The sequence below is a fragment of the Chryseobacterium mucoviscidosis genome, assembly GCF_002177115.1.
GTDB lineage: Bacteria > Bacteroidota > Bacteroidia > Flavobacteriales > Weeksellaceae > Chryseobacterium > Chryseobacterium mucoviscidosis.
This window is the reverse complement of sequence record NZ_MVAG01000080.1, coordinates 84,065-95,455: the sequence shown is the minus strand read 5'-3', so window position 1 is coordinate 95,455 and position 11,391 is coordinate 84,065. Positions and strand designations below refer to the sequence as shown.

The 11,391-nt window shown below is 36.9% G+C and carries 7 protein-coding genes and 3 tRNA genes; 7 read left to right on the top strand and 3 right to left on the bottom strand.

Annotated elements, in window-relative coordinates; all coding sequences use genetic code 11:
• The first annotated feature begins 430 nt into the window (after positions 1-430).
• Together glmM and B0E34_RS04190 are read left to right on the top strand one after the other, a co-directional pair.
• Entirely contained in the window at positions 431-1,813 is a 1,383-nt protein-coding gene (glmM, locus tag B0E34_RS04195; protein ID WP_087707054.1) for a phosphoglucosamine mutase, read from the top strand.
• Between the two features lie 323 nt (positions 1,814-2,136).
• On the top strand, positions 2,137-3,516 hold the full coding sequence (locus B0E34_RS04190; RefSeq protein ID WP_087707051.1) for a tetratricopeptide repeat protein: 1,380 nt from the start codon (positions 2,137-2,139) through the stop codon (positions 3,514-3,516).
• A gap of 49 nt (positions 3,517-3,565) precedes the next feature.
• Here B0E34_RS04190 and B0E34_RS04185 read toward each other — a convergent pair whose 3' ends face one another.
• Genes B0E34_RS04185 through B0E34_RS04175 form a run of 3 tightly spaced genes read right to left on the bottom strand, consistent with a single transcriptional unit; the run spans position 3,566 to position 5,533 of the window.
• Positions 3,566-4,456 (bottom strand): DMT family transporter, encoded by an 891-nt coding sequence (locus B0E34_RS04185; protein WP_087707048.1) that lies wholly within the window; start codon positions 4,454-4,456, stop codon positions 3,566-3,568.
• Positions 4,443-5,096 carry a leucyl/phenylalanyl-tRNA--protein transferase gene (gene aat, locus B0E34_RS04180; RefSeq protein WP_087707045.1) on the bottom strand — a complete coding sequence of 218 codons (654 nt, stop codon included), beginning with the start codon at positions 5,094-5,096 and terminating at the stop codon, positions 4,443-4,445. The genes B0E34_RS04185 and aat overlap by 14 nt, the downstream gene beginning before the upstream one ends.
• Positions 5,097-5,155: 59 nt before the next feature.
• A complete protein-coding gene (locus tag B0E34_RS04175) occupies positions 5,156-5,533 on the bottom strand; it encodes a DUF3127 domain-containing protein (RefSeq protein WP_087707043.1) in 378 nt (125 codons plus the stop codon).
• A gap of 191 nt (positions 5,534-5,724) precedes the next feature.
• Between B0E34_RS04175 and B0E34_RS04170 the strand changes: the two genes are divergently transcribed.
• From B0E34_RS04170 to B0E34_RS04150, 5 genes are all read left to right on the top strand, one after another.
• Positions 5,725-5,806: transfer RNA gene (locus B0E34_RS04170), tRNA-Leu, on the top strand.
• Between the two features lie 6 nt (positions 5,807-5,812).
• Positions 5,813-5,888 (top strand) — tRNA-Gly (locus tag B0E34_RS04165).
• A gap of 5 nt (positions 5,889-5,893) precedes the next feature.
• Positions 5,894-5,977: transfer RNA gene (locus B0E34_RS04160), tRNA-Leu, on the top strand.
• Between the two features lie 520 nt (positions 5,978-6,497).
• Positions 6,498-8,012 (top strand): reverse transcriptase family protein, encoded by a 1,515-nt coding sequence (locus B0E34_RS04155; RefSeq protein ID WP_087707040.1) that lies wholly within the window; start codon positions 6,498-6,500, stop codon positions 8,010-8,012.
• A 46-nt stretch (positions 8,013-8,058) separates the two neighbouring features.
• Entirely contained in the window at positions 8,059-11,391 is a 3,333-nt protein-coding gene (locus B0E34_RS04150; protein ID WP_087707037.1) for a WGR domain-containing protein, read from the top strand.

Below are 11,391 nucleotides of genomic sequence, written 5' to 3'. Positions count from 1 at the left end.
TGTCGCAGTGGGGCCCTTGTTAAAAATTTTTTCCGGGGGGGGGCCCCGGGGCCCCCCCCGCTTTTTTCGGTGGGGGGGGGCCCCCCCCCCGCCGCCGAAACTCTAAAATGAGCTCAGACAATGCTGCAATCGGGGCTAGTTTTTTTACCATAATCATTACTTTCTGTCATTGCGAGGAATGAAATGACGAAGCAATCTCAATAAACAACCGATATCAAGATGTTGTGCTTTTCTCCATTCGACCGTAATTTCATCAGATAATAAGTCCTCATTATATTTGATTGAAATAAGATGACTTTTAATGATTATTTAAAAATTCAGGAATATTTTTCAGAATCAATTCACAGGTTTTATTTGTATTTTTGCGAAAGATTCCATTTCATCATGTCGGAAAAATGGTTTCAGAAGAATATAAATAAAAACATACTTAATGTCACTAATAAAAAGCATTTCAGGAATCCGTGGAACCATTGGCGGAAAAGTAAACGATAATTTAACGCCGCTTGATGTGGTGAAATTCGCTTCCGCATTCGGAACCTGGCTTCAGAACAATAAAAATAAAAAAGATTTAACCCTGGTTATCGGGAGAGATGCAAGAATCTCCGGACAAATGGTGTCTTCTCTGGTAACGGCAACTTTACAGGGACTCGGAATTAACGTAGTAGATTTAGGTCTTTCCACAACACCCACCGTTGAAATTATGGTTCCCGAACTGGAAGCAGACGGAGGAATTATTCTCACCGCTTCCCACAATCCGAAACAGTGGAACGCCTTGAAATTACTAAATGATAAAGGAGAATTCATCAGCGGAGAAAACGGAGCTGAGGTTTTGGCTTTGGCAGAAAGCGAAGATTTCAACTATGCAGAAGTAGACGATTTAGGAAAATATGAGACAAGAGAAGATGCTTTTGATATTCATATTCAGCAGATTTTAGACTTGCCGATGGTAGATGCAGAAGCCATTAAAGCTAAAAATTTCAAAGTGGTGTTGGATGCGGTTAATTCTACGGGAGGAATTGCAATTCCGATGCTTTTGGATAAATTAGGATGCGAAATAGTAAAATTATACTGTGAACCAACCGGTCATTTTCCCCACAATCCGGAACCGTTAAAGGAGCATTTGGGAGATATTTGTAAGCTGGTAAAAAAAGAAGGCGCAGATTTCGGAATCGTTGTTGATCCGGATGTAGACAGATTAGCTTTAATCGATGAAAAAGGCGAAATGTTTGGCGAAGAATATACTTTGGTTGCCGTTGCAGATTATTTGCTGAAAAATAAAAACGGAGTGGCAATTTCCAACCTTTCATCAAGCCGTGCTTTAAGAGATGTGGCAAACACCCACAATTCCGAATATTTTGCCAGTGCCGTAGGAGAGGTGAATGTAGTAACCTTAATGAAAGAAAAAAATGCAGTGATCGGAGGAGAAGGAAACGGAGGAATTATTTATCCGGATCTTCACTACGGAAGAGACTCTTTGGTAGGAGTTGCTTTATTTTTAACCCATTTGGCAAAAGAAAATAAAACCGTTTCTGAACTGAGAGCAGGTTATCCAAGTTATTTCATGGGTAAAAAGAAAATCGAATTAACACCTGAAATCAATGTAGATGATATTTTATCCAAAATGGAGAAAGAATATCAGAATGAAGAAGTTTCTACCGTTGATGGCGTGAAAATCGACTTTGAAAATAACTGGGTTCACCTCAGAAAATCAAATACAGAGCCGATCATCAGAATTTATACAGAGGCAAAATCACAGGAAGAAGCCGATAAATTGGGAGAAGATATCATCGCAAAAATTAAAAGTTTAATTTAATCTGAAATAATAGCGGAGCTTTTTAGCTCCGTTTTTTTGTTTAAAAATCGAAAACTTCAAAATTATTGACGATTTGAATCTTCGCAAAAAGCGTTCATCATTATGTTAAATTAACAATAACTCCTCCTTTTTTATCCACAATTCTTTGATGATAATGATCTTTTTACTATCTTTCAGATAGAAATTTACGAAAATAAATGTCAAAAAAAATTCGCAACTTTGCATACATTTTGAATCATAAATTTCAGAAGTAATATTAATTTAAAAAAGTTTGTCGAGGTTTGTAAGTAGATTCAGACATTGGCCGACGAAGGATGTGAGTATTGGAAGAGTATTTTGGAAATGAACTTGTGAAGAAGTTCGAAGAAATGATGGAAAATAATGATGAATTCTACTTTGATACAGAAGAATTGGAAGACATCATTGTTTACTACCTGGAGCTGGGAGACTTTAATTACGCCGATATGGCGGTGAATTATGGTTTGAAGCTTCATCCCAATTCTTTGGACATTAAGATTAAAAAACTTGAAGTTCTTTTAGAATGGGAAGATTATAATGCGGCGAAAGATCTTATCGATGAGCTGAAAGGTTCTTCAATGGAAAACACAGACTTTTTGGTATGCTACGCAAAGTATTATTCGAATTTAGGAAATCCTAAAAAATCCATAGAAATTTGTAAAAAAGCACTGGAGCTGAAGGAAGAAGAGAATTTCCTTCACAACTTTATTGCAGATGAATATGTAAATTTAGGAGACCCCTTTAACGCTCTTAAACATTACAGAAAAGCACTGAAAGAAGATCCTACGGATGAATATTCGCTGGAAAATTGTATGGTGTGCTTTGCAGATCTTAATAAGAGCGAGGAGGCAATTGCCTTTCTGAATGAATATCTGGACGAGTTTGCCTATTCTGAAGTGGCGTGGTTGGAATACGGACAGTTCTATTTCAACAGGAAAAATTACGAAGAAGCAATAAAAGGATACGATTATTTATTGGCGATCAATTCCAACTCTGTAGGAGTTTATGCCAATAAAGCGGCTTGTTATGAAGCTTTAGGGCAGTATAAAAAAGCAATCGAAGTTTACGAAGAAATGCTGGAACTGGAATATACCAAAGCATTTACCTTCTATAAAATCGGATTGTGTTATAAAGCGTTGAAGCAGCCTATCGTTGCCTTAAACTTTTTCCAGAAATCCTTAAGAGAAGATCCGCAGTTCTATCTTGCTATGATGGAGCAGTCGTATCTTTACGAGGAAATGGGCGGAATGACGGAAGCATTGCATTTTGCAAGAGAAGCTACGTATCTTAACGAAAATAACCTTGATTATCAGAAAAGATTAGCATTTCTGTTCATTGATTCAGGTAAGTTCGAGGAAAGCCTTTCATGCCTTAAAAAGCTGGTGGATGTAGAACCTTCAAGATTCTACAACTGGTATGCTTACTCGGAAGTTTTAATGCTTTTGGGAGAATATGAAGAAGCAATTATCGTTTTAAAAGAAGCTTTAAAATCGCATAACAGAGCCGAATTGTATTATCAGCTCAGCAACTGTTATTTCAACCTTAAAGATCAGGAAAAAGGCGTTGAATCCCTTCATGATGCACTTGAGCTTGATCCTTCTTTAGTAACGGATATGCAGAAAAAGTATCCTTTCATTAAAGATGAGGTTAAAAAAGCGAAGGCAAAAGTTAAAAAGAAAAATTAGTCATTTGATTTTCCAATGACACAATAAAAATCCTGCAGAAATGCAGGATTTATTTTTTAATTATATTAGATTTTGTCCTTAAAAAGATGAGTCCGGCAATAATAATACTTGCCCCCAAAAACTGTAAAACCGAAAGCTTTTCACCATCCAGAATTCCCCAGATAATTGCAACAATAGGCATCAGTAAAGTTACCGTTGATGCAAATAATGGCGTTGAAACTTTTAACAGACGGTAATTCATCATCATAGCCAGTCCGGTTCCGAAAATTGATAGAAGACTTACAAAAAACAGTCCCGTCAGATTACTTTCATCAAAACTGAATGTCGAGAAAAATCCGGTAAAAGTTAAAGCAATTAAGGAAGGAAAAAATAAAACAAATCCAAAAACAAAAGCCGATAAAACGGTTGACGAAACTTCCATAAGCTTGGATTTAACCGTTGTTGTGCTCAAAGCATAGCAAAAAGTCGCAAGCAGAAGCAGTAAAATAGGAATCAGTTTAAATTTTCCGCCTTCTCCGTCTCCGCCAAAAGCCAGTAGACAAACTCCGCTGAAACTTATTAAAGTCCCGATAAGCTGTTTCTTTGTTGTTTCAAACTTCCAGATCAGAGCGCCCACAATAATCACGAAAATCGGCATCATGGAGTTGATAATTCCCGCAATACTGCTGCTTACTTCTGTCTCTGCAATCGGAAACAGAAACATCGGGAAAAAGTTGCCCGTGAAAGCCGCCAAAAGCAGCCATTTTAAATGTTTTTTAGGAAACAGTTTATATTTTGAAATCGCGACAGGCATCAGAATAATTCCTGCGATCAATACCCTCAAAGCTCCCACCTGATAAGGACTGAAATGCTCAAGAGATTTTTTGATCAGAATAAATGACGATCCCCAAATGATACTGAGTACAACCAGAAGAATCCATTTTTCTTTATCTGCGTTCATTGTTTTCGTATAAAATTTTTAAAAACTCTTTTTTAGGAATCATTCTGGCTCCCAAACTTTCAAGGTGGTCTGTGTGAGACTGACAATCGATAAGTTCAAGGCTGTTTTGATATTTTTCGGCAAAATAAATAAATCCGGCTTTGGAAGCATTGCTCACTTTTGCAAACATACTTTCGCCGCAGAAAACATTTCCAATCTGTAAACCATAAAAACCACCGACCAGTTCTTCATCCTGCCATACTTCAATGCTTTTTGCCAGTCCGTAATCATGAAGTCTCATGAAAACGTCCATTAATTCATCCGAAAGCCATGTTCCGGTTTGTCCTTTCCTGCTAATTTCCTGACAGTTTCTGATAACTTCTCTGAAATTTTTGTTCTCCGAAAAAGTAAAAGTATTCCTGTTGAGAATTTTTCGCATCGACTTCGAGACTTTGATCTCTTTGGGAAACAATACAAATCTCGGATCAGGACACCACCAGAGAATTTCTTCATCAGGATTAAACCATGGGAAAATTCCCAACTGATAGGCAAACCAAACTCTGTCGATCGAAAGATCACCGCCAAAAGCAATCACTCCTTCGTGTCCGTCATAAACCTGTGGATCGGGAAATGAAATTTCGTTTTCGTCTAATCGAACCATTTTCAAAAAAAATCCTACTTTATAAAGCAGGATTTGTATTTTCAGTGTTATCTATTGTATTAGAAAGGAAGATCATCGTCCTCGTCATCTGCAAAAGGATTCTCGTTGGAAACCGGGGAAGCAGACTGCGATGGTGCTGCCTGTGTAGGTTCTGAAGCATTATCAAATACTTTTTCTACTCTCCATCCTGTAATGGAATTGAAGTATTTTGTTTCGCCTTGTGGAGAAACCCATTCTCTTCCTCTGATGTTGATTCCTACTTTCACATTCTCTCCTTCTCTTAAATTATCCAATAAACCGATCTTATCAGACAAAAATTCTATGTTTATCGGTTGTGGATACTGCTCCTGCGTCAGAATCACCATTTCTCTCTTTTGGAAACCGCTCGCAAAAGTCTGAGCATCAAATATTTTCTTTACCGTTCCTTGTAATTCCATATCATATTAATTAACGCTGTAAAAGTAAGAAAATCAATCGTAATAAAGGCTACGCGAAAAAAAAAATGTAAAAATTTTAATTTTTTTTCCTGAAAAGTTTGGAGGTAAAAGAATTTATCCTATCTTTGCACCACTGAAAACGACAAAACGAAACAAGTTCTTTTAAAAAATAAGTTTTCATCATAATCAACGCGGATGTGGTGTAATTGGTAGCCACGCCAGACTTAGGATCTGGTGCCGAGAGGCGTGGGGGTTCGAGTCCCTTCATCCGCACAGTATGCGAAAATAGCTCAGCTGGTAGAGCACAACCTTGCCAAGGTTGGGGTCGCGGGTTCGAATCCCGTTTTTCGCTCCACGCCTGCCCTGGTGGTGGAACTGGTAGACACGCAGGACTTAAAATCCTGTGCCTCTTTTGGCGTGCGGGTTCAAGTCCCGCCTGGGGTACTAAAACCCTCTGTAATTAATTTTACGGAGGGTTTTTATTTTTTATCAGTTTTATTCTTAAAACTTTAAATAATACATGAAATTGATTTTCTGTGATTCTGAAAATTATTTTTCATTTTCTAAAAAGAAACTTTCCATTCTTCAATTTTTTATTAATTACGCTTAAATCTAATATTTAAGATGCAGTTGAGATTTTCAGGGAAATAAAATAATGCAGATAAAATTTGGTGAAACTGTAATTTTTAATATATTTGAAAAAGATAGATCCTTGCTTTCTTTTTTAAGAAAAGATGATGTTTCGTCATCACTGTAAAATTGCTTAGCTTACGGCACTACATACTATCTTTAATGGGGAAAATGGTACTAGTGGGTACCTTTTCAGTTCATTTTCCGGGAAAATAAAGGTACCCACTAGTACCATTTTCTGGGAGTTGATAGATATAGTCCTTGGAAAATACGAAGGTTTATCCAAACAAGCCCTATAAATGATAGGGCTTGTTATTTATAAAAAAACACAACCATGTCACAAAACCTGAGCAGGCAACAAATTTATGACCGTATAAAAGCTTCTTCCAAAGACAGCTATATTTTAGAAGAAATGAAAAGGCTTGGTTTCTGGCAGGAAACTTCTACGCCTTCTTTGCCGGAGCAGCTTATCCAAAAAGAGGTCGTTTTACAAAAAGAACTGCAGGAATTACTTGCGAAAGACCGAAAATACGGCAATCAGGAAGCAATGCTTCGCGAAATGCGCAAAAAGCGCATGCAGGAAGCAAAAGCTAAAAGGGAAGTAACCAGGCAGAAAAACGAAAAAAAACGTCAGGAAAAAGCAGATCGCTGGAAAGAATTGCAGCAGGAGCAGATTATTTATCTGGGCGAAAATGTTTCCAAAGGGCTTCATCAAATGCAGTCTGATACGGAAAAACTGCATCAGTTTTCACTTCCCGTTTTCGAAAATATTTTAGATTTTAGCCAGAAATCGGGATTTAGTCTTTCCCAGATCAGGTATCTTGCTTTTAACAGAAACGTTTCGGAAAAATCACACTACCATACTTTTGAAATTTCAAAAAAATCGGGAGGGAAGAGAAAAATATCAGCTCCAAAGCCAAAGCTCAAATTATTTCAGCAATGGATTTTAGAAAATATTTTAAACAGAATCTCAGCAGGAGAGGTTGTTCATGGGTTTACACCTAACAAATCAATTGTTACCAATGCAGCGCCCCATCTTGGGAAAGATATTGTGATTAATATTGATCTGCAGGATTTTTTTCCTTCAATAAGTTATAAACGGGTAAAAGGACTGTTCTCAAAATTCGGATATTCTGAACAATTATCTACTGTTTTTGCGTTGATCTGCACACAGGCTCACACAGAAGAAGTTTTGCTGGACGGAGTTAAATATTTTGTTCACAAAGGAGAACGGTTTTTACCGCAAGGTTCCCCCGCAAGTCCGGCAATCAGCAATAGTATTGCCTATAAATTAGATAAAAGATTACAGGGACTCGCTAAAAAATTCGGATTTGCGTACACGCGTTATGCGGATGATCTTACTTTTTCTGCTGATCGTGATTCAGAACAGAATATTAACAGGCTTTTATACTTTGTAAAGCAGATTATTAAAGATGAAAATTTCACGATTCATCCGGATAAACTTCACATTATGAGACGGAAGCATCAGCAAAAAGTAACAGGAATTGTAGTTAATGAAAAGCTGAATGTGGAACGGACAAAGCTCAGAAAATTCAGGGCTCTTCTGCATAATATTGAAGTCAATGGATGGCAAAACCAAACGTGGGGGAAAGCGTATCATCTTATCAATGCTATTGAAGGATATATTAATTTCGTTAATATGGTAAATCCTTCCAAGGCATCTGTTTTTAAAGAAAAATTAAAAACAATTGTAGCAAAACACGGAGTGCCTTTTGTTGAAGTTCAAAAAGTGATCCCAGACGTGGTAGAATTGGCTGAAGTTTTAGAACCGGAACAAGATGCGGTTACACCAAAAGAGGAAAAAACAGATTGGTGGAATATCTTTTAATCTGAACCGAAACACATAAATATCAACATCTTAATTCATAAGATAGATGAAAATCATTAAACAGACCAAACTTTTTTTCCACGAAGGAAAATCAGATAAAGTTTACGAAATAGACCTTTGTGAAGTAAATCCCGATGCATTCATCGTCAATTTCCGTTACGGAAGACGCGGTGCAGCATTGAAGGAAGGCAGCAAAACGCCCACTTTTGTTTCCAGAGAAAAAGCAGAAAATATTTTTGACCAGCTCGAAAAAGAAAAAAGAAATAAAGGCTATCAGTCTGAAATCGAAGTTTTTGTAGAGCTTCCTTCATTGGATGCACTGAATATGAATTCCGCAGAAGGTGTTATTTTAAAACGTTTGGAAGATGCGACACAAGGAATTAATTCTTTTAAAACCGAATGGAAAACCTCCCGGGTTATCTGGAAAGCCGCTCAGATGAAAATCAACGAAGCCGTTCCTTATATATTAAAACTGGCAACAAAAGGCAGTGAAATGCAATTATATGCTGCTGTTTTTGCCATCAGAACCTTAAAAATTACTCAGGCTTCGGAACTTCTTTACAGTATTGCGCGCAGTTCCAGACACAAAAAGTACATCAGAAATGTTGCTTTTGATGCGCTTTTAGCAATAAGTGACACTTCCGGCTTGGAAAAAATTGTTTCAGAATTACTGGAGAGTCTGCCCTCTGAAATAAAAGATTTTATTGATCAGGGAAATTATGATGGTTTAAAACAGTATTATTTCGGGAAATTTAAGAAGAAAGAGAAAACGGACGAGTTGGTTTATCTTTATCTTTTATCAAAAGCATATCCTTCTTTGGTTCGGATGATGGAAGAATTAATATGGAAAATTCCTTTCGCGTCACCGTACTTCAGAAATATTCGGGCAATTTATAAATTAGCCCGTTTTCGGGATGATGCTCAGATTTTAGGAATGCTTTCCTATTTATTTGAAAAAAAATCTCCGATGTTCAAAAGAACAGCTAGTCTGGATAAAGAAGCATGGAATCAGAACCAGTACTTTTACCAGATCGGAACTTCTGTGAATGTAAGAAAAGAGCTTTCCAGTGAAGAAAGCAGAATTGCATTTTCAAATTTCACCAAGCTTTATTTTCAGAAAAACAGTTTTTATTATTTAAAAGAACTGGGAGAGCAGAACAAAGGAAAAGAATATCTGAGATTTGCTGTTAATGTGCTTATCCAATATACCGATGACAGTTATCTTCCGGCTCGCAAAAGCCCTCTAAGTCATTATGGAACTTATAATTGGAAGGAACGAAGATATTATTATACCGTTGTAGAATCTCCCGAATGTTACCGTTCACCGCTTCTTACAATTATACTTTTCGGAAGAGATAAGAATCGCAAAATGGATTCAAATCTTGAATTCTACATAAAAAAAGAACAATTCTGGAGCACGGAATACTATTATCAGGCAAATAAGATCAACAAAGTGGAGCAGGAAAATTCAGGATCATCTGAAACTGCTTCGGATGACAAACAATCTGGATCTTTACATCAGATAATCAATACATTTAAAAATATTTTTGGCTCAAATAAAGAAAAGCCGACACCTTCTCCTCAAAAACAGGAAGAATCTGTTATAAAATCTGAGGAAAATCCGGAAAGACTGGAGCTTTATCCTGAATTTTGGGATGAAATGCCTGAAGCTTACCTGCAGCTTCTGATGCAGGCAAAAATGGATCTGGTAATGAAATTTGCATACGAAAACGTTTCTGTTCACTCTAAATACAGAGATTTGCTACAAAAAATAGATCCTGAAATGATGGTTTCGCTGCTTAATAAATCCTCTGAATATCCTCAGAAATTAGGACTCGAAGTGCTATCTGAAAAACAGGAGGAGCTGAAAAGAAACGAAAGTTTTGTCGCAAAACTGTTGGTGTGCGAGACCGAAGAAGCACGAAATTGGGCAAAAACAGCAATCGATAATAATACAGGATATTTTCTGGCTTCCACAGATTTTATGATGCATTTAATCATGAATTCACGAAAAGAATCTAATGAATTTATCAATAATCTGCTTCAGAGTGCATCTTTATCCGAAGAAAGACAGAAAACACTGCTTGGAAAAGTAATTATAGAGCTGCTTTCTATGGAAAATAGCGATAACAATAATGCTGTCGCGGAATCTGCAACGAAAAAGCTTAAAATAACCACTTTGGATAATTTTTCCGAGATCAGTTGGGAAATTGTTGCCCAGTTATTTACTTCTCCTTTAAATAACAACAGGTTTCTGGCAGGTGAAATCCTGCTTTCGAAGTCTGAAAAATATTCTGTAACGGAAATTCCTGTCTCAATTATTGAGCTCTTGCTGAATAACACCAACGAATCCATCAGACAAAACGGGATCAGTCTTTTAGCACAGTACCCGAAAGAAGAAATCACAAGAAACTGGCAGGAAATTCTCCCCCTGCTTTCTTCTGAATATAAAGAAGTTGTGGAATGTATTTTTTCACAAAACGACCGACTGGATTCTCAGTCTGAATCTCAGATGGAAACGTTTGAAAAGTTGTTTGATCTTCTGATGAAAGAACAGAGATTTGAAAATTCTCATCAGTTGTTTAGAGAGTATCTTGAAAAAACAGCATCAATATATATTAATAAAATTCCGGTAAAATGGATTCTCAGATTACTGTTTGCGGACAGCGTGAAAAATCAGCTTTTTAGCTTCGAACTTCTTAAAAAAGTAGAAGACAATAGTAAATTCACCTTAAAACAAGTCATTGCTCTTGCCAATCATGAATTTTTAGCCGTAAGACAATGGGCTTGGAATTTTTATAAAAAGAATGTTGAAAGAATAAAATCCGACCGTAATCATGCGCTTGGCATTTTGGATGCCAAATGGGATGACAGCCGCGAATTTGCTTTTCATTTCTTCAGCACTGAATTTACAGACGAAGACTGGGATACAGATTGCTTGGTAGTAATTGCAGATTCTGTGCGTTCTGATGTAGAAAATTTCGGTAAAAACCTTATCATGAAATTTTTCAGAAAAGAACACGGATTGGAGTACCTTACAAAACTCAGTCAGCATCCAAGCCAGAATATGCAGCTTTTTGTAACCTCTTATCTTGAAGAATATGCAAGTGATAAACCGGAAAAGCTTAAAGAGCTGGAGTTTTACTTTAGATCTGTGCTTTCAAGGGTTAATAAATCCCGTACAGCCAAAAACAGGATTTTGGATTTTCTGGAAAAAGAAGGGCGAAAGAATAAGGAATCTGCCGAAACCGTAAGCAAAATTCTGGACGATTTGTCGGCAACCAGCGCTGTTCAGGATAAAGCAAAATGTATTGACATCATTTCCGAACTGAAAATGATTTATCCTCAGCTTAATGTTCATCTTCAATTAATCTCTTAA

What these genes read in the sequence shown, in the direction of transcription:
- glmM (WP_087707054.1), top strand. Translation starts at nt 431, where the DNA reads ATGTCACTAATAAAAAGCATTTCAGGAATCCGTGGAACCATTGGCGGA.
- B0E34_RS04185 (WP_087707048.1), bottom strand. Translation starts at nt 4,456, where the DNA reads ATGAACGCAGATAAAGAAAAATGGATTCTTCTGGTTGTACTCAGTATC.
- aat (WP_087707045.1), bottom strand. Translation starts at nt 5,096, where the DNA reads ATGGTTCGATTAGACGAAAACGAAATTTCATTTCCCGATCCACAGGTT.
- B0E34_RS04175 (WP_087707043.1), bottom strand. Translation starts at nt 5,533, where the DNA reads ATGGAATTACAAGGAACGGTAAAGAAAATATTTGATGCTCAGACTTTT.
- B0E34_RS04155 (WP_087707040.1), top strand. Translation starts at nt 6,498, where the DNA reads ATGTCACAAAACCTGAGCAGGCAACAAATTTATGACCGTATAAAAGCT.
- B0E34_RS04150 (WP_087707037.1), top strand. Translation starts at nt 8,059, where the DNA reads ATGAAAATCATTAAACAGACCAAACTTTTTTTCCACGAAGGAAAATCA.